This is a genomic window from Corynebacterium lujinxingii, from assembly GCF_014490555.1.
GTDB lineage: Bacteria > Actinomycetota > Actinomycetes > Mycobacteriales > Mycobacteriaceae > Corynebacterium > Corynebacterium lujinxingii.
This window is the reverse complement of sequence record NZ_CP061032.1, coordinates 531157-557149: the sequence shown is the minus strand read 5'-3', so window position 1 is coordinate 557149 and position 25993 is coordinate 531157. Positions and strand designations below refer to the sequence as shown.

27 protein-coding genes and 1 tRNA gene are annotated in these 25993 nt (G+C 64.5%); 19 read left to right on the top strand and 9 right to left on the bottom strand.

Annotated elements, in window-relative coordinates; genetic code table 11:
- Position 1: 1 nt before the first annotated feature.
- Positions 2-169 (bottom strand): glycerol dehydrogenase, encoded by a 168-nt coding sequence (locus IAU68_RS02690; RefSeq protein WP_085957783.1) that lies wholly within the window; start codon positions 167-169, stop codon positions 2-4.
- 74 nt (positions 170-243) lie between these two features.
- Here IAU68_RS02690 and IAU68_RS02685 point away from each other — a divergent pair, with 74 nt between their 5' ends.
- From IAU68_RS02685 to IAU68_RS02640, 10 genes are all read left to right on the top strand, one after another.
- A complete protein-coding gene (locus tag IAU68_RS02685) occupies positions 244-1179 on the top strand; it encodes a cation diffusion facilitator family transporter (RefSeq protein WP_171194179.1) in 936 nt (311 codons plus the stop codon).
- Between the two features lie 185 nt (positions 1180-1364).
- Positions 1365-1616 carry a Rho termination factor N-terminal domain-containing protein gene (locus tag IAU68_RS02680; protein ID WP_171194180.1) on the top strand — a complete coding sequence of 84 codons (252 nt, stop codon included), beginning with the start codon at positions 1365-1367 and terminating at the stop codon, positions 1614-1616.
- A gap of 7 nt (positions 1617-1623) precedes the next feature.
- Complete coding sequence (locus IAU68_RS02675; protein ID WP_171194365.1) at positions 1624-2283, top strand: thiamine phosphate synthase; 660 nt, start codon at positions 1624-1626, stop codon at positions 2281-2283.
- A gap of 16 nt (positions 2284-2299) precedes the next feature.
- Entirely contained in the window at positions 2300-3355 is a 1056-nt protein-coding gene (thiO, locus tag IAU68_RS02670) for a glycine oxidase ThiO (RefSeq protein ID WP_407928718.1), read from the top strand.
- Positions 3352-3546 carry a sulfur carrier protein ThiS gene (thiS, locus tag IAU68_RS02665; RefSeq protein ID WP_171194181.1) on the top strand — a complete coding sequence of 65 codons (195 nt, stop codon included), beginning with the start codon at positions 3352-3354 and terminating at the stop codon, positions 3544-3546. Before thiO ends, thiS begins: the two co-directional genes overlap by 4 nt.
- Before the next feature lie 2 nt (positions 3547-3548).
- Positions 3549-4331: a thiazole synthase gene (locus tag IAU68_RS02660; RefSeq protein ID WP_171194182.1), complete on the top strand. Its 783-nt coding sequence runs from the start codon at positions 3549-3551 to the stop codon at positions 4329-4331.
- Positions 4332-5432: a ThiF family adenylyltransferase gene (locus IAU68_RS02655; protein ID WP_269434860.1), complete on the top strand. Its 1101-nt coding sequence runs from the start codon at positions 4332-4334 to the stop codon at positions 5430-5432. It begins immediately after the preceding gene.
- 17 nt (positions 5433-5449) lie between these two features.
- A complete protein-coding gene (locus IAU68_RS02650) occupies positions 5450-5884 on the top strand; it encodes a hypothetical protein (protein WP_171194183.1) in 435 nt (144 codons plus the stop codon).
- A 5-nt stretch (positions 5885-5889) separates the two neighbouring features.
- The gene (locus IAU68_RS02645) at positions 5890-6447 is read left to right on the top strand and encodes a hypothetical protein (RefSeq protein WP_171194184.1); all 558 of its coding nucleotides are present in this window, start codon (positions 5890-5892) and stop codon (positions 6445-6447) included.
- A gap of 58 nt (positions 6448-6505) precedes the next feature.
- Complete coding sequence (locus IAU68_RS02640) at positions 6506-7012, top strand: hypothetical protein (RefSeq protein ID WP_171194185.1); 507 nt, start codon at positions 6506-6508, stop codon at positions 7010-7012.
- Here the strand turns inward: IAU68_RS02640 and IAU68_RS02635 are convergent.
- On the bottom strand, positions 7009-8463 hold the full coding sequence (locus IAU68_RS02635; protein ID WP_171194186.1) for a purine-cytosine permease family protein: 1455 nt from the start codon (positions 8461-8463) through the stop codon (positions 7009-7011). The genes IAU68_RS02640 and IAU68_RS02635 overlap by 4 nt on opposite strands.
- Positions 8464-8504: 41 nt before the next feature.
- On the opposite strand from IAU68_RS02635, the gene IAU68_RS02630 reads away from it, so the two are divergent.
- The gene (locus IAU68_RS02630) at positions 8505-9185 is read left to right on the top strand and encodes a type 1 glutamine amidotransferase domain-containing protein (RefSeq protein WP_171194187.1); all 681 of its coding nucleotides are present in this window, start codon (positions 8505-8507) and stop codon (positions 9183-9185) included.
- A 196-nt stretch (positions 9186-9381) separates the two neighbouring features.
- On the opposite strand, the gene IAU68_RS02625 is transcribed toward IAU68_RS02630, so the two are convergent.
- The 3 genes from IAU68_RS02625 to IAU68_RS02615 all read right to left on the bottom strand — a co-directional run bounded on the left by IAU68_RS02625 (position 9382) and on the right by IAU68_RS02615 (position 11666).
- A complete protein-coding gene (locus IAU68_RS02625; protein WP_171194188.1) occupies positions 9382-9708 on the bottom strand; it encodes a heavy-metal-associated domain-containing protein in 327 nt (108 codons plus the stop codon).
- A 111-nt stretch (positions 9709-9819) separates the two neighbouring features.
- The gene (locus IAU68_RS02620; protein WP_171194189.1) at positions 9820-10947 is read right to left on the bottom strand and encodes a sensor histidine kinase; all 1128 of its coding nucleotides are present in this window, start codon (positions 10945-10947) and stop codon (positions 9820-9822) included.
- On the bottom strand, positions 10944-11666 hold the full coding sequence (locus tag IAU68_RS02615; protein ID WP_171194190.1) for a response regulator transcription factor: 723 nt from the start codon (positions 11664-11666) through the stop codon (positions 10944-10946). The genes IAU68_RS02620 and IAU68_RS02615 overlap by 4 nt, the downstream gene beginning before the upstream one ends.
- Positions 11667-12071: 405 nt before the next feature.
- On the opposite strand from IAU68_RS02615, the gene IAU68_RS02610 reads away from it, so the two are divergent.
- From IAU68_RS02610 to efeB, 5 genes are all read left to right on the top strand, one after another.
- Positions 12072-12668: a CueP family metal-binding protein gene (locus IAU68_RS02610; RefSeq protein WP_171194191.1), complete on the top strand. Its 597-nt coding sequence runs from the start codon at positions 12072-12074 to the stop codon at positions 12666-12668.
- Between the two features lie 71 nt (positions 12669-12739).
- Positions 12740-14221 carry a multicopper oxidase family protein gene (locus IAU68_RS02605; RefSeq protein WP_171194192.1) on the top strand — a complete coding sequence of 494 codons (1482 nt, stop codon included), beginning with the start codon at positions 12740-12742 and terminating at the stop codon, positions 14219-14221.
- 458 nt (positions 14222-14679) lie between these two features.
- Positions 14680-15666, top strand: a complete 987-nt coding sequence (locus IAU68_RS02600; protein ID WP_171194193.1) for an FTR1 family iron permease — start codon at positions 14680-14682, stop codon at positions 15664-15666.
- Positions 15666-16940, top strand: coding sequence for an iron uptake system protein EfeO (efeO, locus tag IAU68_RS02595; RefSeq protein ID WP_171194194.1), 1275 nt, complete (start codon positions 15666-15668; stop codon positions 16938-16940). Before IAU68_RS02600 ends, efeO begins: the two co-directional genes overlap by 1 nt.
- A 1-nt stretch (position 16941) precedes the next feature.
- Positions 16942-18192: an iron uptake transporter deferrochelatase/peroxidase subunit gene (efeB, locus tag IAU68_RS02590; RefSeq protein WP_171194195.1), complete on the top strand. Its 1251-nt coding sequence runs from the start codon at positions 16942-16944 to the stop codon at positions 18190-18192.
- A gap of 188 nt (positions 18193-18380) precedes the next feature.
- Here the strand turns inward: efeB and IAU68_RS02585 are convergent.
- Positions 18381-18457: transfer RNA gene (locus IAU68_RS02585), tRNA-Met, on the bottom strand.
- A 147-nt stretch (positions 18458-18604) separates the two neighbouring features.
- Entirely contained in the window at positions 18605-21562 is a 2958-nt protein-coding gene (locus tag IAU68_RS02580) for a UPF0182 family protein (RefSeq protein ID WP_171194196.1), read from the bottom strand.
- A gap of 116 nt (positions 21563-21678) precedes the next feature.
- Between IAU68_RS02580 and IAU68_RS02575 the strand changes: the two genes are divergently transcribed.
- Positions 21679-22167, top strand: a complete 489-nt coding sequence (locus tag IAU68_RS02575) for a PPA1309 family protein (protein ID WP_235968791.1) — start codon at positions 21679-21681, stop codon at positions 22165-22167.
- A 36-nt stretch (positions 22168-22203) separates the two neighbouring features.
- Positions 22204-22866 carry a hypothetical protein gene (locus IAU68_RS02570; RefSeq protein WP_171194197.1) on the top strand — a complete coding sequence of 221 codons (663 nt, stop codon included), beginning with the start codon at positions 22204-22206 and terminating at the stop codon, positions 22864-22866.
- On the opposite strand, the gene IAU68_RS02565 is transcribed toward IAU68_RS02570, so the two are convergent.
- Positions 22867-23952, bottom strand: a complete 1086-nt coding sequence (locus IAU68_RS02565) for a YlbL family protein (RefSeq protein ID WP_171194198.1) — start codon at positions 23950-23952, stop codon at positions 22867-22869.
- A 70-nt stretch (positions 23953-24022) separates the two neighbouring features.
- Between IAU68_RS02565 and IAU68_RS02560 the strand changes: the two genes are divergently transcribed.
- Positions 24023-25480: a zinc-dependent metalloprotease gene (locus IAU68_RS02560; protein WP_171194199.1), complete on the top strand. Its 1458-nt coding sequence runs from the start codon at positions 24023-24025 to the stop codon at positions 25478-25480.
- A 19-nt stretch (positions 25481-25499) separates the two neighbouring features.
- Here the strand turns inward: IAU68_RS02560 and IAU68_RS02555 are convergent, their stop codons facing one another.
- Positions 25500-25985 (bottom strand): M48 metallopeptidase family protein, encoded by a 486-nt coding sequence (locus IAU68_RS02555; protein ID WP_171194369.1) that lies wholly within the window; start codon positions 25983-25985, stop codon positions 25500-25502.
- Between the last annotated feature and the right edge of the window lie 8 nt (positions 25986-25993).

Sequence of the window (25993 nt, the reverse complement as noted above, 5' to 3'; positions counted from 1 at the left end):
CCTAACGCCCAGGTTTGATCAGTGCGCCGGCGGCGGACGAAGTCACGGCCGATCCGACGAGTACGCCGACGGTGTAGAGAATGCCGGTGACTCCGAGCATCTGGAGCAGCCAACCGAAAAACAGTGCGCCCACAACGGCGCCAGCGATTGCGACGACCCAACGTCCCATGGAGAGTTCCTTTCCTTGACGGGGAATTCTGTCGTGGGCAACCAGCGTACCGATTTGTTACTCTTTGCCCCGCTATGAATACGAACGCACCCGCCACTGCCAGCGTCGCAGCAGACGAACAAAAACTGCTTGAGCGCTTCATGCGGCTGTCCATCGGCGTGGCGGTGCTGACGATTCTGCTCAAGGCCTCCGCGGCGTGGGTCACCGGTTCGGTTGGCTTCCTCTCCGACGCGTTGGAGTCCATGATCAACCTGGTCGCAGCGGCCGTCGGCCTGTGGGCGCTGAAGCTTTCGGCAAAACCTGCCGACGACAACCACAACTTCGGCCACTCCCGCGCGGAGTACTTCGCCGCCCAGGTGGAAGGCTCGCTGATTCTGCTGGCGTCGGTGGCAATCATCTACACCGCCATCCGCAGGCTGATCAACCCCGTCGACGTGGAGCAGGTCGGCATCGGCCTGGCGTTTTCTATCGTGGCGACGATCCTCAACGGCGCCGTCGGCGTCGTGCTCATCCGCGCGGGCAAGAAGTACCGCTCCACCACTCTGGACGCCGACGGGCGCCATTTGCTTACCGACGTCTGGACCACCGTCGGCGTCATCGTCGGCATGGCACTCGTGTGGATCACCGGCTGGCAGCCGCTCGACCCGATCGTCGCACTCGTCGTCGGCATCAACATCCTGATCACCGGCTACAAGCTGCTGAAAAGTGCGATGCTTAGCCTGCTCGCCAATGCCCTGCCTGACGAGGAGCGCGAAGTGCTCCACGGCTACCTGGACAACTACGCGGCCGAGACCGGCGTGGAGTTCACCTCCGTGCGCACCGTCGAGGCCGGCCGCGAGCGCATGGTCAACCTGGTCATGCAGGTCCCCGGCGACTGGACGGTGGCGCGCTCGCACGACCGTGCCGACGAGGTGGAGGCCGGCATCGCCGCAGCCCTCGGCGGCGCGGAAACGTTCGTGCACATCGAGCCGCTCGGCCACCCCACACGCACTGGCCCCATGACGGGGTAGGACCCCTCCCCTTGCAGATCTGCTAGTGCCCGCCCCGACGCAACTAGCAGATCACACGTTCAACTTCACGTTTGCCCAGGTGATATCGCAAACGAGTGTCAGTAATTGCCGGATCTGCTAGCGCCTCCGCAGCGCAACTAGCAGATCCGTGAATCCCCACCGCCGAAACCGCATAGGCTGGACGCATGGCTGACTCAATCAAGGATCCAGAGCTCTACGAAGCGCTTCTCGACGACGGCGCCTCGAAGTCCAAAGCCGCCGCCATCGCCAACGCGGCGGCACGCGACGGGCGCTCCACGGTGGGCAAGCGCGGCGGTAAGTCAGACGCATACGAGGACTGGACGAAAGAGGAGCTCTACGAGCGCGCCCAGGAGCTCGAGATCGAGGGCCGCTCCGCAATGAGCAAGGGCGAACTGATCGAGGCACTGCGTGACTAGCCCGCGTATGAAGAAACCTGAACTCGATCTGCGCTGCTATTTTGTCACCGGCCAGGGCCCGGACGTCGTCGAGCGAGCCCGCGCAGCCGCGGCGGGTGGCGCCGGCGTCATCCAGGTCCGCTCGAAGCCGATTAGCGCCCGCGACCTGTACGCCCTCTCCCGCGACGTCGTCGATGCAGTCCACGAGGCAAACCCGAACACGCAGGTGCTTATCGACGACCGCGTGGACGTCGCCCTCGCCCTACGCGACCACGGCGTCGCTGGTGTGCACGTCGGCCAGGACGACCTGGACGTGCGTGTGGTGCGCGACCTGCTCGGGCCGGACGCGATCATCGGCCTGACCACCGGCACGATGGACTTGGTGCAGGCTGCGAACGAGCACGCAGGCGTGATCGATTACATCGGCTGCGGTCCATTTCGCGACACCCCAACGAAGGACTCCGGCCGCACGCCGTTAGGCCTCGACGGCTACCCCGCCCTGGTCGAAGCGTCGGAGGTGCCGCTGGTGGCCATCGGCGACGTCACCGCCGACGACGCGTACGACCTCGCGCGCCAGGGCGTGGACGGGCTGGCGATCGTGCGCGGCATCATGCACGCGGACGACCCGAAGCGCTACTGCGAGCGCGTGATCGAAGAATTCGAAAGGGGCCGACAAGCCCGCGCATAAGGGCTACCCTATTGGTGTGATTATCTCGGTCGTCGGTGCAGGCATTATCGGCCTCACCACTGCGCTCACCCTGGCGGACCGGGGGCATGCGGTCACGGTCCACGACCCTGACCCGGTCTCCGGCGCCACTTATTTCGCGGGCGGCATGCTCGCCCCGACTGCGGAGGTGGTGTATAAGCAGGATCCGCTGTTTCCGCTGATGAAGGCGTCGGCAAGCTACTACCCGGACCTGATCGCGCTGACCAGCAAGTACTCCGACAAGCCCACCGGCTACCGCACCGACGGCACGCTGGTGGTCGCGCGCGACGTCGCCGACAAGACGCACCTGGCGGAACTGCGCGAGTATCAGGAGCAGCACGGCATGGAGGTGGAAACGCTTACCACCCGCCAGGCCCGCAAATACGAGTCCGCGCTGTCGCCTGCCATCGCCGGTGCGGTGCGCATCGCGGGCGACCATCAGGTGCAGCCGCGGCTGTTCACGCAAGCGCTTATCGATGCCTGCCACAACGCCGGGGTCACCTTCACGCACGAAAAAATTGACGACATCGACCGGCTGGAAGCGGACCAGGTGGTCGTCGCTAATGGCCTGGGCGCGCGCGACCTCGTGTCGTATCTGGACCTGCGCCCGGTGTACGGCGACGTGCTGCAACTGCGCGTTCCTGAGCACCAGTACCCGCTGCTGGATCACGTGGTGCGCGGGTTTGTGGAGGACCGCCCCGTCTACCTCATCCCGCGCGAGGACCGCACGCTGACGATCGGGGCGACCACCCGCGAGGACGGGCGCGCCGAGGCGCAGGCCCAGGGCGTGTTCCAATTACTGCGCGACGCCATCGAGATCGCCCCGGCAATCGAGGAGTGCGACTTCCTCGAGGCGGCCGCGGGCGCGCGACCGGGCACGCCGGACGACCTGCCGTATCTGGGCCGCATCGACGAGCGCACGGTGGTCTCCACCGGCTACTTCCGCCACGGGATCCTGCTTGCGGGGTTGGGGGCGCGGTGCGGTGCTGAGGTCGTCGAGAAGCAAGCGCCCTCAATAGACTTATCTGCATGCGATCCGAGGAGGCATGAATGAAACTGACGCTCAACGGGGAGAAGACCACCACGCAGGCCACAACCGTCACGGAGTTGGTCGCGGAGGTCGGCGCGCCCGAGGCAGGCACCGCGGTGGCTGTCGACGGGGAGGTCGTGCCGCGCTCACAGTGGGGGCGGGCGCTTGACGACGACACACAGGTGGACATCCTCACCGCTGTCCAAGGAGGCTAGCCGTGTTAGAGATTGCCGGGCAGCAGTTTGATTCGCACCTGATCATGGGCACGGGCGGGGCGAGTTCCTTCGACATGCTGGAGCGTGCGCTCGCGGCCTCTGGCACGGAGTTGACCACGGTGGCGATGCGCAGGCACGCCGCCACCACAGGCGCGGGTGAGAGCGTGTTCGACCTGCTGAAACGCCTGAATATCCGCCCGCTGCCGAACACCGCGGGCTGCCGCACGGCGCGCGACGCGGTGATCACAGCGAAACTGGCGCGCGAGGCGCTCGGCACCGATTGGGTGAAACTCGAGGTCATTGCCGACGACCGCACCCTGCTGCCCGACGTGGTGGAAACGGTGGACGCGTGCGAGATGCTTATCGACGAAGGCTTCACGGTGCTCGCCTACACCTCCGACGACCCGGTGGCGGCGAAGCGACTCGAGGACTTAGGTGCGGCTGCGGTGATGCCGTTGGGCTCGCCGATTGGCACGGGGCTTGGAATCCTCAACCCGCACAACATCGAGCTGATCTGCTCGCGCGCGGAGGTGCCGGTGCTTATCGACGCCGGCGTGGGCACCGCATCCGATGCCGCCCTCGCCATGGAGCTCGGTTGTTCGGGCGTGCTGCTCGCAAGCGCGGTGAATCGCTGCCAGGACCCGGAGGCGATGGCCCACGCGATGCGCCACGCGGTGGAGGCCGGCCGGCTCGCACGTAGCGCGGGGCGGATTCCGAAGCGGGAGCACGCGGTAGCGTCTTCCACCTTCGACGGCCTGGCCAGCTGGGCCGACGAGGTGCTCTAGGTGCTCCCGCTCGATGAACTGAAGCGCACCGCGCGCCAAATGAACCTGCCGGGCTTCGACCCGGAGCAGCAAGAGGCCCTGCACAACGCGCGGGTGCTGGTCATCGGCGCCGGCGGCCTGGGCTGCCCCGTCATGCAGACGTTGGCCGCAACGGGTGTTGGCCACATCACGGTCTGGGACGACGACCACGTGGACATCACCAACATCCACCGCCAGATCCTCTTCGGCGCGGGGGACGTGGGCCGCCGCAAGGTCGACGTGGCCGCCGAGCGCCTGCGCGCGCTGCAACCTGGCATCGAGGTGAACGCCGTGTTCGACCGCCTCACCCCCGACAACTTCATCGGAGCGCTCGACGGCATCGACTTGCTTATCGACGGCTCCGATACCTTCGCCACCAAATTCCTCGCCGCCGATGCCGCCGAAATCACCGGCACTCCCCTGCTGTGGGGCTCGGTGCTGCGCTACCGCGGCGACATCGCCCTGTGGTGGTCCGGCCCCGGCGCGCCCGAGAATAGTGTGGGCATGCGGGACCTCTACCCCACCCAGCCGGACGCGGGTTCCGTGCCGGATTGCGCCACCGCCGGCGTGCTCGGGGTGACCACCTCCGTGGTCGGCTCGCTCATGTCCACCGAGGCCGTGAAGTTTCTCACCGGTATCGGCAGAGCGGAAATCGGCCGCCTGCACATGTATGACGCGCTGAGCACCACCATCCGCCGCTTCACCGTCACCCGCGACCCGGCGCGACCACTGGCCCACACCCTTGGCACCTACACCGACGCCTGCGCCGTGAGTACTGACGGCCAGTCGCTTTACGACGACATCCGCACCGGCGCAGCCCACGCCTTAGACATCCGCGAGCCGCACGAGCGCGCCATCGCTGACCTGCCGTTTGCATCCGCACACCTGCCGCTGAGCGAGGTGGAGCGCAACCCCGAAGCGGTGGCGAACGCCCTGGCCGAGTACGCCGAAGGCGACGAGATCGTGGTCTACTGCGCGGGCGGGGTGCGCTCCGACAAGTTCGTGGATACGTATGCGAAACAGGCCCAACAGCGTGGCGTCACCCTGAAATCTTTGCCGGGAGGCGTGCAGCGCTGGGGATAACCTGGTTTACTGCTGTCATGAACCGTACAGCCACAATGGCGCTTGCCTCCAGCGCTCTCTTCGCCGTCACCGTTGCCCCCTCCGCCGCTGCCGACCCCAATTTAGCCACATACTCCAACGCTGCCGGCAACGTCCGCTGCGAGATGTACCAGTCCTCATCCGGCATCGACACCATCTGTGTGTCCGACACGGCACGTAAAACCCAGCCGGAGTGCAACCCGCCGTCGCACCTCATCCCCGCGGTGACTATCGGCCGCGACTTCATGGGTACCAACTGCTGGAATCAGGGCTTTGTGGGCCAGCCGAAGCGGCTGGGCCCGCTGCAGGTGCAGCGGTTCGGCTCCACATTCACTGTCCCCGGGTTCAGTGGCAACCTGTACGTGTTCGACATCGCCCGCCTGGCATTGGTCCGCGCGGGCTCCGCTAACGCTGTGATTTGGAAGTTGAGGTAACCATAATGCTGAAGAAGATCGCTGCTACCGCCGCAGCCGCATTGGCCATCGTCGCCGGCACCTCTACCGCCGCCGCAAACCCGGCCGGCCCCGCCTTCAACCCCCGCAACGTGGAGTGGCCGGGCGGCTACCGCCAGCTTCCCGCACAGAAGCCCTACGCCACGTTTGCTAACCAGCAGGACACGGTGCGCTGCGGTGTGTACAACGTGAACGGCCAGGACTTCATCCACTGCATCAGTCTTGTAGACCGCATGCCGGGCCACCAGTGCAACGAACGCTACGGCCAGGCCAACGCGATGAACCTGGGCAAGTGGGATGCGTGGGACTGCGCCGACAAGAACGCCTTCGCCGGTGCACCGACAATGGGCAACCTGCAGCTGCGCCGCTACGGCTCAACGTTCGCCGCCACCGACCACAAAGGCAATGTCTTCATCGGCGACCGTGCGCTGAACCGCATCATCCGTGTGGGCGAGATCAACGACATCTACGCAGACCGCGGCACGATCCTAGCGTTCAATTCGCGCCTGCGCGGCTCATCGATCCCGGCCGGCTCCTCGCTGTAGTCGCTTACCCGTTCGAATCGGCGCCTCCTGGGATCGGCGGCAAATTTATAATGTCGCCTTGTCCCCTGCACAACCGAATAAGGAGGCGCCGTTGGGCGAGTTGCTCAAAGTCGCAGTGGGGTGCATCGAAACCCCGTCCCTACTCCCCGGAGAACTGAAAATCCTCACGCAGATCGCATTGCTTGCCGACGACACCACCGGCCCGACCCTCACCGCCCACGGCACCGTGAGACACGCAACGGCCGGCCGGGTGGACAACCTCGGCGGCGACAGGATGCACGCCTGGCTCAAGCGCGATCTGATCGAGTCCCGCCTATTCGTCTTCACCGGCACCGGCTGGCTCAAAGAGGTCGACGGCCCCGAGCATGACGGCGCCTACCAACTCAACCTGGCGCGGCTGAAGCGGCTCCTGGATCTCACTGAGGCGCACCTCGCCACCGGCGAAGAGGACCCGAAGGCAGTCGAGGAAGCCGACCGCGAGTACCCCGGCGACTTCGGCGCGGACCCGCCGGAGGACCTAGCCGAGCAGATCGACCGCATCCTGGTCAGCAACCCGGCCACCTAGTTCGCTGCGGTCCCCTCCTGGCGGCGGATGCGGCCCCGGCGCGCAAACCACGCTGCCACAAAGGAGAGCACGAGGGCGACGAGCACACCTAGGTTCGCGTCTGCCCAGTGCTCGCCCACCAGCGGCAGGAGGTAGCCCTGCCAGTTGTTCCAGGCCGCTTCTTCCGCAAACAGGTTCACCACCAGTCCCCAGCCAATGATCGAGGAAACAATCAAGATCGCGATCGAGATCCAGTCCACCGCACCGTAGCGCCCGTTCGGGTCGTAGAGCGCGGGCTCGTCGTAGTTTTTGGTGCGGGTGTAGATATCTGCGATGAGGATGCCCGCCCAACTTGCCAGCGGCACGCCGAGGGTGATCAAAAACGACTGGAATGGCCCGAGGAAGCTCTGGGCGAAGAAGACCACCCAGATGGTGCCCAGGGTGAGGATCACGCCGTCGATAGCGGCTGCTGCCGGGCGGGGGATGTTAATTCCCAAAGTCAGTAGCGTCAGGCCGGACGAGTAGATGCCCAGCACCGCGCCGGAGACCAGCGCGAGCACCGCGGTGATCAGAAACGGCACGAGCACCCAGGTAGGCAGCACGACTGCGAGCGCACCGATCGGGTCGTCCGCGATCGCCTCCGCGAGCGACGCGTCAGACGCCGCGAGCAACAGACCAAAGACCACCAAAATCGCTGGGGCGACCGCGCCGCCGAAGGTGTTCCAGAAAATGATTGATCCATCCGGGGTGTCGCGGCGCTGGTACCGCGACCAGTCGGCGGCGATGTTGATCCAGCCGAGGCCGAAGCCGGTCATCACCATCACCAGCGCGCCCACCACGTTGCCTACAGAACCCGAGGGAATCGCCTGCACCGCGGTCCAATCGATGCGCGGGATAGTCAGCCCCATGTACAGGATGGTCACCGCACCGGTAATCCAGGTCAGTACCGATTGCAGTTTCATAATCGTGTGGTAGCCCAGCACTGACGCCCCCACGACCAAGCCGGCGACAATGAGCGTCGCCAAAACCTTGGTGCCTGTGCCCGGGTTACCGCCAAGTTCCCGAATCACTGTGGTGGTTGCTAGCACCGCCATAATCGCCAGGAACGTCTCCCACCCGATGGATGTCAGCCAGGAGACGACGCCGGGAACTTTTTGCCCCTTCACTCCGAACGCGGCACGTGAGAGCACCATGGTCGGCGCGGACCCGCGCTTGCCCGCCACCGCAATGAGCCCACAGAGGAAGAACGAGAACGTCACGCCGAGCACGGTGACTACTGCCCCTTGCCAAAATGACAGCCCAAACCAAAGCACGAACGAGCCGTAGGAAATGCCGAACACTGAGATGTTCGCGGCGAACCACGGCCAAAACAGGTCCGAGGGTTTCGCGGTGCGCTCAGATTCGGGAACGATGTCGATGCCCAGGGTTTCTACAACTGGCGCACTCTTCGCCGGTGGTGTGCTATTTGCCATATACAAACTATACGGCGCATAACGAGGCCATAATGGGACGCATGAAGTTTCTTGCACTGTCCACCAGCGCCCACCGTTACGAGAACTCCGGTATTCGCACCGGCATGTGGCTCGGCGAATTCACTCACTTCTACGACGTGCTCACCGAAGCCGGCCACGAGGTCGACCTCGCCAGCGTCGCCGGCGGCGCCGTGCCCATCGACCCGGTGAGCCTGAAAACCCCGGTCATCCAGATGGGCGGGACGAACAAGCGCTACGAGGACCCCGAGTTCATGTCACTTCTCGACAACACCCCAGCCATCGCCGACGTCAACCTCGAGGATTACGACGGCATCTACCTCATCGGTGGCCACGGCACCATGTTCGACTTCTCCAACGACGAGGTGAAAAAGGCCGTCGCCTACTTCGCCGACAACGACAAGATCGTCTCCGCGGTCTGCCACGGCCCGTGCGGTCTCCTCGACGTCACCCTGGCCAACGGCAGCAAGCTTCTCGACGACCGCACCGTCACCGGCTACTCCTGGACCGAAGAAAAACTAGCCAACCGCACCGACGAGGTCCCGTTCAGCCTGGAGGACAAACTGCGCGAGCAGGCCGGCGAGTACACCACCGCCAAGATCCCGATGACCAAGCACGTGGTTATCGACGGCAACCTCATCACCGGCCAGAACCCCACCTCCGCCGCCGGAGTCGGCGAGGCGGTGCTGAAGGTGGTTGGGTAAACCACTCTGGTTCAACGCAGATATAAAACCTCTCGCCTGCAGGGCGGAGTGCGGGTGATCGTGGGGCATCGCCTGGCCGTGGGTGTCGGCATCTGCGTGGTGTTCGTGGCTGGCATGATCCGGGTGGTGGGGGTGGTTTGTTTCCGGAGCGGGGTTATCACCATCGTGATCACCGGAATGGTGGGGGTAAAACTGATCAGGATAAGACGGTGTAGCCGGCCTCTTCGATGGCCCAGCGAACCATCTCCGGAGGTACGACACCGGTGACCGTGACGGTGGAAACACCACCAGCAGCGAGATCAATCTGGACATCGTCGACCTGGGGGAGGGCCTGAAGGGCCTGGGTCACGCGTTTCACGCAGTGCCCGCAGGTCAGGCCGGTGACCTGGTAGCTAGAGGAGGATCCTCCTGCTGACGAGTCGCTGGCGGCAGGGATGGAGGCGGTGTCGGCATGTGAGTCGGGTCCGCAACAGCTGCAGCCGTGAGAGGCCATCGGCAAGAGGCGGGGCGGGGGGTTGATCATGGGAAAGCTCCTACGGGTCGGTGGGATGCGGTAACGCTCGCTAGCATATACCCCCCAGGGGTAATTTTTCAAGGGGTGGAGGGCACGGCCCTCACGCGGGGCAGGGTGCGGTCACCAAGCAGCCTCCTCACTGTCGGGAGGGGACAGCGGGAGGCTGAGGGCAAACACCGCTCCGCGACCGGGTCCGGGGGAGGTGGCGGTGAGAGTGCCGCCGTGGGCCTCGATCAATGCCTTGGAGATGGTCAGACCGATACCGGCCCCGCCGTTGTCCCGGCTGCGGGCGGCATCCCCCCGGTAGAAGCGTTCGAAGATGTGTCCGAGCTGGTCAGGCGGGATGCCCTCGCCGTCATCGGCGACGTGGATGAGCGCGGTGGACGCCCCCTGTCGGTGGACGCTGATCCGGACCTGCCCGCCGGCCGGGGTATGCCGTAGCGCGTTCGACAGGAGATTGCTCATCACCTGGCCGAAGCGTTGCCGGTCCACGAGCACCCGGGCGGTGTCCGTAATGGTCTCGACCTGTAAATCGACGCCTTTGTCAGCATAAGCTTCCTCCGCGGCAGCAGCGGCGGTATGGAGCAGATCCCCGAGCCCTTCCTCCGCCAGGTCCAAATCGATCCGGTGTTCCTGGGCCCGGGAGACATCGTCGATGTCTTCCATCAACCGGGTCAGGCGGGTGAGTTGGTCAGCCATGATCGTGTGGGTGGCATTATTCCAGTCCACGGCCCCGTCCTGGAGACCATCGAGGTAGACCGTGAGCACCGATAAGGGGGTGCCCATTTCGTGGGCCAGATCAGAGAGCATCTGGCGGCGGACCTGTTCGGTGTGTTCCAGCCGGTCGGCCATGGTGTTGAAGGCATGCGCCAGGGTGGTGACCTCGGGGCCTGCCTCTCCGGCGGGCACGCGGATACGATAGTTGCCGGCCGTCAGGCTGGTAGCGGCGCGGGTGAGATCCTGCAGGGGGGTGCGCAGGCGACGCGATAACCACAGGCTGGCCAGCAGGGCGCTGATCAAGGCGGTGGGCAGGGCGACGGCCAGGGTGATCAGGTTGGCGTCCCGGTAGGCCTGCTCGGCATGCAACAGCTCCAGCGAGGGGTACTCCCGGCCGGTCATCAACATATGATCCTGGAACAGGGTCGGGCCCACCATCGTGGCCACGGTCGCGGCCACCAGCAGGCTAATCACCACGACCAGCGCCTGGGCGGCCAGGAAGCGGAAGGTCAGGCCGGGTCCGTGATTCATGGCTGCCCCACCCGGTAGCCCACGCCACGCACGGTGTCGATAAACCCCCGGCCCCGGGTGTCGGTGCCGAGCTTGCGACGCAAGTTGCCGATGTGGACATCGACGATGCGTTCATCACCGACCCAGGTGGTGTCCCAGACCTCGGTGACCAGGTCGTGGCGGGTCAGCACCTGGCCGGGGCGCAGGGCCAGGGCAACCAGCAGCTCGAACTCCGTGCGGGTGAGCTCCACGGTCGTCTCCCCCACCCGCACCTGATGGGCGACGGGGTCAAGGATGAGGTCACCAACGATCAAGGGGGTGGTCACCTGCGGTGAGGTGGTGCTGGTGCGCGGGCGGCGCAGCACCGCATGCACCCGGGTCACCAGTTCCCGGATGCTAAAAGGTTTGGTGATGTAGTCATCCGCCCCCAGGGTCAAACCGCTGATCTTGTCGTCCTCGCTGCCACGCGCGGTGAGCATGAGGATGTAGCAGTCCGAGAAGGTGCGGATCCGTCGGCACACCTCCAGGCCGTCGAGTTCGGGCAGCCCCAGATCCAGCACCACAACATCGGGGGAATAGCGACGGGCCTCGTCCACGGCCTGGGTGCCGGTGTGCGCCTGGCGGGTATCGAAGCCGGCCCGGACGAGGTAGGAGGCCACCATCTGAGCCAGGGGTTGTTCATCATCGACGACCAGCACCCGCCCCGGGGGCGTGGCGGTGGTCGGTGTGCGGTCAGCCATAAACCCCAGTATTGCTCCGGCCAGAGGGGGAATACCACCCTCGCTCAGTGCCCGGCGGTGAAATCTTCATCAAATCTTCAAACATCACCCTTCGGCCGCCGTCACCCCTGTGCCCCACCCCGGGCCGGCGGCATCGCCTCCCCTGGTCGGTTCAGCGGGCGCCACCAGGGATTTCACTGCCTGCACCGCATACCCGGGGCGGGTAGAAAGACATCGCCCACGGCTGTGGGGTGGTGTCCCGGTGGTGACCCAGCCCACCGAATTCACCCCCTTTTCGCCCTGTTATAAGGCTGTGAACAAGGTTTTTGATTTCTAGCCCGTCAGGCACCCGTGCAACATAAAGGCATGGCATCGACCTTGAGGCGATGTCTTCTCACGGTCTTACCACGATCCAAGGAGATTGACATGAAACGAGCAGCGATCGCAGCCGCCGCCCTTGCCCTCGCCCTCACAGGGTGTTCGGCCGCCGACCCGGAACCCACCGCCGACGGGACGGAACCCACCGCCGACGGGACGGTGTCCCAGGACACATTCCTGACTACCCATGGCCTGGCCGACATGGACGCGGTGGAGATCATTGATCACCTCGACCGGCAGAAGGTCTCTGAGCGTCCCACGGATCTGATCGCCTCAGTGCGTAACGATGAACTGCTGCTCTCGAGCGATGACCAGGAAGTCGCGCTCGATCTTCCCGACGATCAGACGTATGTCTCGATCGCACCCTATCTCACCTCCACCCACGACTGCTTCTACCACAGCCTCACGACCTGCCAGGGGGAACTCGACAATGAGGATATCCAGGTCACGATCACCGATGGGGCGACCGGTGAGGTGCTGGTGGACGAGGCGACAACCACCTTCGACAACGGGTTTATTGGCTTCTGGCTTCCCGATGATGTCACCGGCCTGATTGAGGTCAGCTACCAGGGGCGTACCGGCACCACGGAGTTTTCCACCACCGACGACGGTGCCACCTGTGTCACAGACCTGCGCCTGACGTGATGGCTCAGCAGGGTCCTCACCTGCGACTGTCTCCCGTGTCACTGAAATCTTGCACCAAGGAAGGTTAAATCATGACGAACGCGTTTTCTCGACGACAGTTACTGCTCGGCGGGCTCGTCCTCGCCGGCACCGGGGCCGTGGCCGCCTGCACCAGCGACCCTGGACCCGCTGCCTCGGCACCAGGTCCCTCCCTTCGCCCCACCCCCACCCCCACTGCGCTCGGTGAGCCGACGGTGCGCCGGACACTGACCACCCGGCCCCTCTCCCTGGATATCGGCGGCATCGAAGCCAAGACGTGGGGATACGTCTCTGACACCGGGGATGCGGCCATTGAGGCCACCGTCGGCGACGTCCTCCAGGTCGATATCACCAATGAACTGCCTGAGAGCACCTCCATCCACTGGCATGGCATCGCACTCCACAACGCAGCCGACGGTGTGCCTGGCATGACCCAGGACCCCATTGAACCTGGCGAGTCTTTCTCCTATGTTTTTGAAGTCCCCCACGGTGGCACCTACTACTACCATTCCCACACCGGCCTGCAGCTTGATCGCGGCCTCTACGCCCCACTGATCATCCGTGACCCGCAAGACGCTGAGGACCAGGACGTCGAGTGGACCATCGTGCTCGACGACTGGGTCGATGGCATTCAGGGCACTCCCGACGATGAGCTCGACAAGCTCACCGGAATGGGTTCGGGCGACCATAACGGGAGGATGGGAATGGGAGGTCACGGCCAGATGATGCACGGCACCCCGGACCGGGTACTGGGCGGCGATGCTGGCGATGTGATGTATCCGCACTACCTCATCAACGGACGTATCCCCCGTGCTCACCGGACCTTCGAGGCTCGCCCGGGCGACAAGGCCCGCCTGCGGTTTATCAACGCCGGCGGTGACACCATCTTCAAGGTGGCCCTCGGTGGTCACCGCATGACCGTCACCCACACTGACGGCTTCCCTGTCCAGCCCAGGGAGACCGAATCGATCTACCTGTCGATGGGCGAGCGTGTCGACGTCGAGGTCATCCTCGGCGACGGCATCTTCCCGCTCACGGCTTTGGCGGTGGGTAAGGACGACCGCGCCTTCGCCGTCATCCGCACCGCCGGCGGCCAGGCCCCCCACCCCGATGTCGACTTCCCCGAGTTGTCGTCCACCGGACTGCTTCTGTCCTCCCTGAAGCCTGCAGACCGTGCACTCCTGCCCGAGGGCACACCAGACCGAGAAGTTAGCATCGACCTGGGCGGGCAGATGATGCCGTATGAATGGAGCATTCTCACCGACGGCCAATCGTCCTCCGCGACTGTGCAGGAGGGCCAGCGCCTGCGGATGGTCATGCGCAACAGGACCATGATGCCCCATCCCATGCACATCCACGGCCACACGTGGGCGCTGCCCGGCAGCGACGGGCTACGCAAGGACACCGTCCTTCTCCGCCACGGTGAAACCATTATCGCCGACCTGATCGCTGACAACCCCGGTGAGTGGGCATTTCACTGCCATAACGCCTATCACATGGAAACCGGGATGCTCAGCTCGCTTCGCTACGAGTAACCCCCACAGCAGGGTTGAGTGCCGAGGTGGGCAGAGTCGCTGCAGACCACCCACCGGACAGCACGATGACCTTCTCGGTGTTGTGGTCTTCCGGGACAACCAGAACACCGTCTTCTTCCCCACATCCCGGAATATGAAGATCTAATCCATGCCGAGCACACCCCCGCAGAGCGGTTGCGTCCCTTATGAATCTGTAGACGCCCGACTGTCCCACAGGAATCACTCATTTTCGGGCAACAAACGTTGGTGTTTCACCGCATGAGCGGGAAGTTTGCAGCGCAGTCCCCCCAACCCAAACACAACCCCGTATGCTCCCCCCCGTTGTACGCGTGAACTCGTTTCTCTTTACTTTCTCGCACGCCACCAAATAAGGTAAGCCTTGGCTAGTCAAGGGTAGCCTTACCTTTTATTGGGCGGCACCTTTCGACGGCCGAGTTACACACGAGAAAGTTCTGAATATGTTCATCGCCGCTTTCCTGGTCGGCCTCCGCGAGGGCCTGGAAGCATCCCTTATCGTCGGCATGTTGTTCGCCGCCATCAAGCGCCGCAGCAGCACCGCCACCGGCGACGGCACGGATCATCTGAACACCGCGGCCCGCACCGTGTGGGTGGGCGTGGTCTTGGCAGCAGTGATCTGCACGGCGCTCGGCGCACTGTTTACCTTTGGCCGCTACGGATTGTCGTTTCGTGCCCAGGAAGCGATCGGCGGCATCATGTCGCTGATCGCGGTGGTCATGATCACTGGCATGGTCCTCTCGTTGAGCAACAAGGGCGGCAAACTGCGCACCATGCTCGAGGACAAAACGGGCGTCGCGCTGACCAAAGGCAAGCAGGCCATGTTCTGGCTCGCGTTCGTCGCCGTTGCCCGCGAGGGCATCGAACTGACCCTCCTGCTGTGGGGCTGGATGACCACACCGAGTGCGATCTTTGGCGCGTTCGCCGGCATCGGCGTTGCCATCGTGATGGGTTGGCTGATCTACCGAGGCGCTCTTCGCCTGAACCTGGGCACCTTCTTCACCTGGTCGAGTGCTCTGCTCATCATTGTGGCGGCGGGCATCCTCGCCTACGCCATCCACGACCTGCAGGAGGCGCAGTTTCTCCCCGGGCCGTTCTCCGGCGCACCGATTGCTCCGACGCACCCGCGTACCGGCGAGGTCCTCACCGGGTTTGCTACGTACCCGTTCTGGATGGCGTCGTTCCCGTTCGGCTGGGCGTTCAACCTCGACGAGTTCATCGACCCCGCCGGAATCACCGCCACACTGCTCCAAGCATTCACCGGATTTATGCCGCAAATGTCCTGGCTCCAAGTCATTGGCTGGGCTGGCTACCTCGCCGTCATTGTCCCCATTTTTGTGGGGCATGCGCGGGGGCGAGGTGGTGTCGTCGATAAGCAAAGCAACGAAACTTCCTCCGCAAACAACGAAAACACACGAAAGGTCTCATAATGAAGCGCTCTCCCGCCATCGTTGCCGCACTCGCTCTTACCCTCCCGCTGACTGCGTGCGTGGAAAACAGCACCGGCGACGCCATCGACGTCCAAGCGAAGGAAGACTCCTGCGCCGTCGCTACCAACTCGGTGGAATCCGGCACCAACACCTTCTCCATCACCAACTCCGGCGAGCGCGTCACCGAGTTCTACCTGCTGGCCGAAGACGGCCTACGCGTCATCGCCGAGCGCGAGAACATCACGCCGAGCAGCACCGCAGACCTCACCGTCCAGCTCTCACCCGGCTCTTACTTCACCGCCTGCAAGCCAGGCCTGCGCGGACCAAATATCGGCCAAGCAGAGTTCACCGTCACCGGCGAGCCGATCACCTACGACGAATCCGACGAGAAGCGCTTCAACGAAGCACGCGACAACTACGTCAACTTTGTCAAGAACGAGGTAGCAGAACTGCTGCCAAAGGTCGAGGAATTCGCCGCAGCATACGCCGCGGGTGACGACGACAAGGCCAAGGACCTCTACGCCACCACCCGCGTCCACTACGAACGCATCGAACCAATCGCTGAGGCCCTCGGCGTCCTCGACGCACGCATTGACTACCGCGAAGTGGACTACATCGCCGAAGCGGACCAGCTCAAGGAAGACGACCCGACCTTTACCGAATGGCTCGGCTTCCACCGCATGGAAAAGGACCTGTGGCCGCCAGCTGCCGATGCCAAGAACGCCGACGGTGCACCCGCCCGCGAAGGCTGGGAGCCGTCCTCGCCGCAGAAGCGCCGCGAGATCGCCGACGCACTCGTCGCTGACGTAGAGACGCTGAACGACACCGTGCAGGCCGACGACTTCGCCGCAGAAAATGACATCACCGTCGACACCGTGTCCAACGGCGCAATGGGCCTGCTCGAAGAGGTAGCCACCACCAAGGTCACCGGCGAGGAAAACTGGTGGTCGCACAAGGACCTCTACGACTTCCAAGCCAACATCCAGGGCTCTCGCATCGCGTTTGACATGGTCAAGGGCATCGCCTCCGAGCGCGGTGAAGAAGGCGCGAAGCTGGTCAGTGAGATCGAGCAGCGTTTCGACGACATCCAGTCCCTCCTCGACGAATACGGCAGCCTTGACACCGGCTACGTGGACTACGACGAAGTCGACGCCGGCCAGCAGGCGAAACTCACCCGCGCCATCGATGCGCTACGCGAGCCGCTGTCCAACCTGACCGGCACCGTGCTGGGGCTCAACGTTGATACTGCTGCAGATTCGGGGGCGGAATCCTAAAATGAGCGGGTTCAACCGACGCACCTTCTTGGCGCTTGGCGGTGTCAGCGCCGCCGGCGCCGCCGCTGCCGCCTGCTCACGGGATGAATCCCGTGGGGCATCTGGCGACATCGACGGTGCTGCGAACGACGAGCTGATCATCGACTTTGCCGGCGAGCACCAAGCCGGGATCATCAGCCCGATGCAAAACAGCCTCCACTTTGCGGCGTTCGACATGGACGAGAAAGCCTCCCGCGATGACTTAATCGACCTGCTGCAGCGCTGGACCGACGCTGCCCGACGGCTCACGCTCGGCGGCGAAGTCAGCGCCAAGGGTGCGTTCGGTGGCGGCGCGGACTTCCCGCCCGACGATTCCGGCGAAGCCTTCGACCTGGGCCCGTCTGCTCTGACCATCACCATCGGGTTCGGCCGCAGCCTGTTTCGCGACCAATTCGGCCTGGCAAACAAACTGCCAACCGAGTTCACCGCGATGCCGCCGATGACCAACGACTTTCTCAACCGTGAGCAGTCCGAAGGCGACATCTGCATCCAGGCATGCGCCAACGACCCGCAGGTGGCCACCCACGCCATCCGCAACCTCACCCGTCTGGCCGTGCCGGATGCGGTGCTGCGCTGGAGCCAGATCGGCTTCGGCAAAGCCGCCGTGACCACGCGTGAAGAGAGCACCCCGCGCAACCTCTTCGGCCAAAAAGACGGCACCGCGAACCTGCGTGCTGAGGACACCGAAGCGTTGGACGAACACGTGTGGATCCCGTCCGACTCCTCGCAGCCCTGGGCCGCCGGCGGAACGTATCTGACCGCCCGGCGCATCGCCATGAACATCGAGGTGTGGGACACCCTCCAACTCAAGGAGCAGGAGCGCGTCACGGGCCGCGACAAGTTCGAGGGCGCCCCGCTGACCGGAACCAACGAGTTCGACGAGCCGGACTTTTCCGCCACCAACGAACGCGGCCGTCCCGTCATCGACCACGGCTCCCACGTATTCAACGTGCACCCTGATCAAAACGGTGGCATCCGCATGCTGCGTCGAGCATTCAACTTCGTCGATGGCTCCAACGAACAAGGCCGCCTCGACGCTGGCCTCTTCTTCATGGCGTTCACCCGCACCGTGGATAGGTTTGCCACCGTGCACCGATCCATGTCGCGAGACGAAATGCTTCTCGAATATCTCAAGACCACCAAAACCGGCACCTATCTCATCCCACCCGGTGTGGGTGAGACCGGTTTCGTCGGTGAAGGAATGTTCGCTTAGCACTCCGACTTTCCCGTGTTAGGGCAACTTACGGGCGAGAACGAGCAAACGTCCCGGCTTGAGGAAATTCTTCTGGCCGGGACGTTTAATCATGGTTGGAAGCGGTCTGTGTCCTGCCCTAGCGTTAAGGGTCAAAACGAAGAAAGCCGCCTCCAGTGTTTCCACTGGCGGCGGCCTTGTAATCACGTTGGTAGCGGGGGCTGGATTCGAACCAACGACCTCTGGGTTATGAGCCCAGCGAGCTACCGAGCTGCTCCACCCCGCGTTGGGCGTTTATGTGATTATCGCCTGTCGCCGTAACCGGCAACGTGGAATTACTATACATACACCAACTAATAGCGCCAAACCTCCTGTTCAAAGGCGGTTTGGCGCTATTGTTTTTGCACTCAGCGGAGTGCCGCTTCGGCGGGATTTACTGCGCCCGCTGGTACTCCTCCACCGCACGGTCCAGGCGGTCGAGTGCACGGCCGTAGTCCTCGAAGGAGCCGTCGCGGGCGCCCTCGAGTCCGCGCAGGGCGTCGTTGATGTTGTTCAACGCCTCGTCACGATTTATCTGCGGGCGATCCTCCTCGCCTTCCGGCTTGGCGTCGGCGTTGTCCTCGGCGGGTGCGGCGTCGTCGTCACGCTTCGGCGCATCCTCGTCCACCACGTCGATCTCCTGGGCTGCGTCAGAGTGGATGCCCACCTGATCCAGCGCCTGGGAAATCGTCGGGGCGTAGCCCACCTGGCCGCGGTAGAACACCAACACTCGGAGCAGCTTCGGGAAGGCCGAGGCCTGGTCCTTGCGCTGCGAGTAGATCGGCTCGACGTAGAGGATCTCGCCGCCGCCCACTGGCAGGGTGAGCAGGTTGCCGTTCTTCAGGTCGTTCGTGCCCTCCCACAGGGTGCGGTCACGCGCCACCTGGTCGGACGACATCAGGGCGTCCTGGGCCTGCTTCGGGCCCTGGGTCTGCGTATTCGTCGGCAGCACGCGCACGGTGATGTTGCCGTAGGTCTCCGGGTCAGACGACACCGCCATGTGCGCGGACAGGAACTCACGGTTCAGGCCACGGAACGGGGTGATCAGCTGGAACGACGGCTTGTTCGTCTCTGGGTCGGCGGCAACGACGTAGTACGGCGGCTGGTTCAGCGCGTCGCGGCCCTCCGGGGCGGTCGGGTCGTTCGGCACGGACCAGAAGGCGTCGTTGTTGAAGAACACGCCCGGGTCATCCACGTGGTAGCGGGCCAGAAGGTCACGCTGGACCTTGAACAGGTCCTCCGGGTAGCGCAGGTGATCGCGCAGCGACTCGGAGATCTCCGACTCCGGCTTCACGGTGCCCGGGAAGGACTTCATCCAGGCGTTGAGCACCGGGTCTGACTCGTCGAAGGCGTAAAGGTCCACGGTGCCGTCGTAGGCGTCCACGGTGGCCTTGACGGAGTTTCTGATGTAGCCGACGTTGTCGGTGATCAGACGCTGGGTGGTGCCGTCCGGGTTCAGCGCATCCTGCGTGGTGTCCTGCAGCGAGGTGCGCGTGGAGTACGGCAGCTGGGAAAGTGTGGTGTAGCCGTCGACGATCCACTTCACGCGGCCGTCGATAACCGCCGGGTACGTCTTGGAATCGGTGGTCAGCCACGGCGCGACCTTTTCCACGCGCTCGCGCGGGTCGCGGTCGTAGAGCACCTTGGAGTTGCCGCCGACGCGGTCGGACAGCAGGAAGCTCAGCTCCTGGTACTTCACGGCATACGCCAGGCGGTTGACGGGGTTGCCGATGTCAACGCCACCCTTGCCCTCGTAGGTGTAGCTGGAGTTGTCGGTGTCGTACTCAACCGGTCCCTGGCCGTTATCGCCCACGATGGCGTAGTCCAGCCCATCCTCGGCAGACGCGATGACCGGGCCGAAGTAGATGCGCGGCTCGTCGACCTTGATGCCCAGCTCCTCTGCCTCGCCGGAATCCTTGGCCGCTGCGTTGGACTGCAGGTCGGAGACGGTGAAGATCGGCAGGCCGCCGCGGGTGGAGCCGGCGTCCTGAGCTGCCTCATCCACGGTGTTGGCCTGCGCTGCGACAAAGCCGTTGCCGTGGGTGTACACGGTGTGGCGGTTGATCCAGTCGCGCTGGTTTTCACTCAGCGCGTTCGGGTCCATCTCGCGGGCGGCGACGACGTAGTCGCGCATCTCGCCGTCAACCTGGTAGCGGTCCATGGCGAGCTGGTCCGGGAAGCCGTAGAAGTTACGCAGCTGCTGGTTCTGGGTAAACGTCGGCGAGATGATGTCCGGGTCCAAAAGGCGCAGGTTGGAAATCGTCGCCTCATCTTTGGCCACATCGGTGTTCGAGGTGTTGCCGCCCCAGTTGTCCATGTACTCCACCTGGGTATCGGTCAGCCCGTAGGCCTCGCGGGTGGCCTCGATGTTGCGGCCGATGTACTCGTATTCCTTGGCCTGGCGGTTCGGCTTGACGGAGAACTGCTCCAAAAGCGCCGGCCAGACGTTGCCCACCACGATGGAAGACAGCAGCATCAGCACGGTGGCCAGCACCGGGATGCGGAAGTCCTTGTACACAATCGAGGCGAAGAAGGCCGCGGCGACGACTACCGCGATGATCGTCAGGATGATCTTCGCCGGCAGCATCGCGTTCACGGAGGTGTAGGACGCACCGGTGAAGATGTCGTTTTCCTCGGACAGCAGGTAGTACCGGTCCAGCCAGTAGGTAATCGCCTTGGTCAGCATCCACAGGCCCGCGGTGACGGCGAGCTGGATGCGCGCCGGCTTGGAAATCGCGCCCTTGACACCAGTGACGTTGTTGCCGATACGGATCCCGCCGAGCAGGTAGTGCCCCACCGCGCCCACAAGGAAGGCGACGACGAGCAGCATGGACAGCGTGCCCACGATCGTGGAGATCGCCGGCAGGCTAAACGCGTAGAAGCCCAGGTCGCGGCCGAACTGCGCGTCGGTGGTGCCGAAGTCCCCGCCGTTGAACCACAGCATGAACACGCGCCACATGCGCTGGCCTGCCAGGCCGGACAGAATGCCGACGATCACCGGCACCCAGGTCAACAGGCCCTTCACGCCGTCTTGGACGGCGGCGCGGTACTGATCGTTCTGACCGAAGATGTCCTTGGTGGTGTCGGGTCTGCCCCGCCACGCAAAGCGTGCCGCGGCAAACGTGACCGCCGCGCCGATGAACGCGAAGATCACAAACAAAACCACGCGGAAGAGGATGACGCGGTTGAACACACCGCGGAAGTCGAGTTCTCCGAACCAGAGGAAATCGGTGTACAAACCGATGATCACCGGCAGGAGGAAGAAGATAACGGCGAGGATGCCGAGCGTGACCCAAAGGCCCGTATTCGGTTTCTTCGCCCGGGGTTGTGGCCGGGTGAGGCGGGTAGCCAAGCCTGCTCCTTAGAATTAGTGTTGTCCAACGTCTAGTTGCATTAAAGCTTAAAAAACCCAACGGCCGACAATCCAGAAAGGTTCCCGTGCGCGAGCAACAAGCTTTGAATAAGGCCATGATGGAGGCCGTCGACTTCGTCCACGCCGAAGGCTGGGACGCCGCCCCCACCCTGTTCGGCCTCGTGCCCACGCAGTTGCTTGTCGACGAACTCGATACCCTCGACGACTCCGCACCCCTCACCCTGGTTGTACAGGACCTGCCTGAAACAATCCTGCCGGGGTCCGAGGAGCTCGGCGAGTACGTCACCCGCCTTGCCTGGCCGCGCGAGGTCGAAGGCGTCATCCTCGCCCAGGAGATCCTCTTCCGCGACGCTTCCGCCCCTGCCGACGCCGAACCACGCCCGGCGCGCCTGTTTTCGGGCGTGTTGCGTGACGACGACATCGAGCAGACCCTGCTCCAGATGAAACTCACCGACGAGGAGTTGGAGGAGCGCGGCCTGTTCGCCCAGGACGACATTGAGCTACGCGGCGGGCCGGATGTGGCCCCCGGCGTGATCGCGGCGCTGCGCTACGGATTAGAGCAGGACCCCGACGAGCTTGTTTAAGCTGGCCATTCAATACCGGTAAAAGGAGCATCCCCCGTGTCCACACCCGAAGCCCTGCTCAAATTTAAGCGTCGCACGCTCGGCCTCGTTGCTGCCGTTGCGGCCAGCTCGCTCACGCTTGCCGCCTGCGGCAACAACGCGGACGACCCTGCGGAATCCACCCCGGCGGCAGAAACGACGGTGGCGGAAGAAAACACAGCCGAGGAAACCACCTCCGCCGAGTCCTCGAGCACGACGGCCACCACGGCTACGACGTCTACGTCGTCGACTTCGTCGGGCACGGGGTCGTCGTCAAGCACGAGCTCCGCGGCGATGAGCGCCGACGAGGAGACGCTCGCCGAGGTGCGCGAGACCTTCGCGGGCCTTGCGCCGGAGGAACTGTTTGACCAGTTTGACGGGTGCTCGGCGGCCGGCATTTCCGGCTCGTTCGACTGCCAAGGCGACGAGATCGGCCAGTTCCAATTCTTCGACTCGGACGCGAAGGCGGCCTCGTCGACGCAACTGCTCACCGAACTGCGCTCCTCGCGCGTGGTGGAAGACAGCGGCGACCGCGTGGTCGGCTGGTCCACGCTCGGTACCTCCGCGATCATCACCGTGGTGGACAACCGCGCAGGCCAGGTCATGCAGCAGCTGATCTCCTCCGACCAAGAGGACCCGCGCCAGCGGATTTACGACCTCGGGCTGGCCAAGGAGCCCTAACTACTCGCAGCCGCGCACCGGCTGACCTGCGGCGAAGGCCTCCATCGCGTCGATGGCCTGGTCCAAGTTGGCCACCGAGGCGACGGTCATCTCGCCCGCGTCGGTGCGCTTCACCGTCGGGCAGTTGCCCTCAGGGGCTAAAAACAGCTCGGCGCCGTCGTCGCGCGCGCCACGGATTTTGTGCTCAATGCCGCCGATGGGGCCGACCTCGCCGTCGTCGTTAATCGTGCCGGTGCCCGCGACGTACTTGCCGCCGTTCAACTCGCCTGCGGTCAACTTGTCAATCACCGCCAGCGAGAACATCATGCCGGCGCTCGGGCCGCCGATGTCGTTGAGGTTGTAGTGCACCTGCACTCCCCCGGCGGGCTCGGAATCCATAAGGATGCCCAGCATCGGCTGCTTCTCGTCCTGCGGGTTAGCCTTCAACGTGACCTCTTTGGTCTCCTCCTCGCCGTCGCGCAGAATGGTCAGGCGCACGGTATCGCCGGGAGTGCGCGAGAAGATCTCGTCTTGGACCTCGCTGGGCTTAGCGATGTCGGTGTCTTCCACTTTGAGAATCTTGTCGCCCTTGTCCAGCACGCCTTCGGCCGCCGCGCCTTCCATCACGTCGTGCACGTTGACCACCGTGGGCTTGCCCAGGTGGTGCATCGCCGCCACCGTCGCTGCCGACTCCGAGGCCACGAACTGGGCCTGGTTGACCTCGCGGGTCTCTTCCTCGCTTCGCTCCGGGGGCATGATCTGCTCGATGGGGACCAGGGTGTCGTCGGTTACCGCCCAGCGCGCCAGCACCTGCCCGAGTGTCATGTTCGTGCGCACCGACACCGTGGTCATGTTCAACTGCCCACCGGTATCCAGTGTCTCCGCGCCCTCGACGTCGACGACCGGGGTGCCGTCGATCTCGCTGAGCGTGTCAAAGGTCGGGCCCGGGCCCTCCGCCGCGTACGGCACCGTGAGCTTGATGTCCGTGCCGGGGATGTGGTCCATAGTCATCGCGCCGGCGAGTAGCACCACCGGAACCGCGCCCCACACCACCGTGTTGCGCCGCCGGTTCGCAGGTGCTTGCGCCTGTGTCTGCGCTGTCGTCATGGTGGGACATGTTAGCGCAGCGACCAGCAGCTCCAACCCGCTCGCCTGACCGGCTGTATTGTGGCGGGGTATGAGTAACGGATTCGGATTTTCCTTTCCCAACGACGACAACGAGGGCAGGGACAACGAAGGCAACAACAACGACAACGGGCGCGGCGACGCCAACAACCCGTTTGCTGCCTTCGGCTTCGGCGGAAGCTTCGGTTCCGGCCAAGGCTTCGGCGCATCCGGCGGCCAGGGCCAGGGCGGTCTTGGCGACATTTTGAACCAGTTCGGCCAAATGCTCTCCGGCATGGGCTCGTCGATGAACAACCGCGACGAGTCGGACGCCGTGAATTTCGACCTCGCCGCCCGCATGGCACGCCAGCGCATCGCCGGAGTGACCTCCGTCAGCGCCGCCGACACCACCGCTGTCGAGGAGTCCGTGCGCCTAGCCGAGCTCTGGCTCGACGGCGCCACCGACCTACCCGCCAGCCAAGCCCAGGCCAAGGCCTGGAACGCGAAGGACTGGCTGGATGAAACGATGCCGATGTGGAAGCGCCTGGTCAACCCGGTCGCCGCTCACATGACGCGTGCGCAGATGGACACCATGCCGGAAGAGGCCCGCGAGATGATGGGCCCAATGGCCGGCATGGTCAACCAGATGAACTCCATGCAGTTCGGCATGAAGCTGGGCCACGCGCTCGGCGACCTCGCCCAGCAGGCGCTCACCGGCACCGACTTCGGCCTGCCTGTGGCACCCTCCGGCGTGGCCGCGGTGCTGCCACGCAACGTCGCGGAGATCTCCAAGGGCCTGGAACTGCCCGGCCAGGAGGTCATGGTCTACATCGCCGCACGCGAAGCCGCGCGCCAGCGTCTGTTCCGCCACGTGCCGTGGCTTGTCGAGCGCCTCGTCTCCTCCGTCGAGGAATACGCCGCCGGCCTGGAGATCGACACCTCCCATATCGAGGAAGCCGTGCGCGGGCTGAACCTGGAAGGCGGCGACCCCGCCCAGATCCAGGAGGCCATGCAGAACCTGCAAAACGAGGACCTCTCCCCGCGCGTCGGCTCCCGCAACGCCGCGGCCACCGCGCGCCTGGAAACCCTGATCGCGCTTGTCGAGGGCTGGGTCGACATCGTCGTCGGCGAGGCGCTTGGCGATCGCATCCCCTCCACCCCGCAACTCGCCGAGGCATGGGCGCGCCGCCGCGCCACCGGCGGTTCCGCCGAGCAGGCCTTTGCCAACATCGTCGGCATCGAACTGTCCGCCCCGCGCACCCGCGAGGCCGCCGAACTGTGGCGCCGCACCACGGAGGCGGTGGGCGTAGAGCGTCGCGACGCCGTCTGGTCCCACCCCGACCTATTGCCGTCGACCGAGCAGCTGGACAACCCGGCGTCGTTTATCGACACGCTTCTCGACGACACCACCGACACCGACCTCGACGACGAGTTCGCCAAACTCGAAGAAGAGATGCGCAACAACCCAGAGCTGAAGCGCGAGGACGGCGACGGCAAGGACGACGGCAGCCAGGACGGCACGGAGCTGTAGGCTCCGCCCGGCGGCGCGTCTAGCCGTGGCGCTGGTACGCCTCCAAGTACCCGCGCGCCCGCTCCGCTTTGGGCACCCGATCCGCCCAGGCGTAGAACTCCTTCGAGTGGTTCGGGATGAACGTGTGCGTCAGTTCGTGCACGAGTACCGCGTCCAGGACGTAGGCGGGCACGTCGCGGAGCCTATCGCTGATTCGGATATCCCCCGTCGCCACGGTGCACGACCCCCAGCGTGTGTTTTGGTTGGACACCCACCGCACCGAGCCGATTCTCGCCCGGCCGTCCAACACCTTGTTGTTGAGGTGGCGAGCACGGGCGGTGAGGGTGTCGTCGTCAAGCGAACGCGTTGTGGTTTTCGCCTCCAACTTGGCCAGCATCTCGGTGACCACCTCGCGCTCCTGACGCGCGGAAAAATGCGCGGGGATGCGGATTTCCGCCACCCCGCCAACCACTCTGGCCTGCACCGTTTTACTGCGGCGGGCCGATCGGATCACGCGGTATTCCATGCCAGACA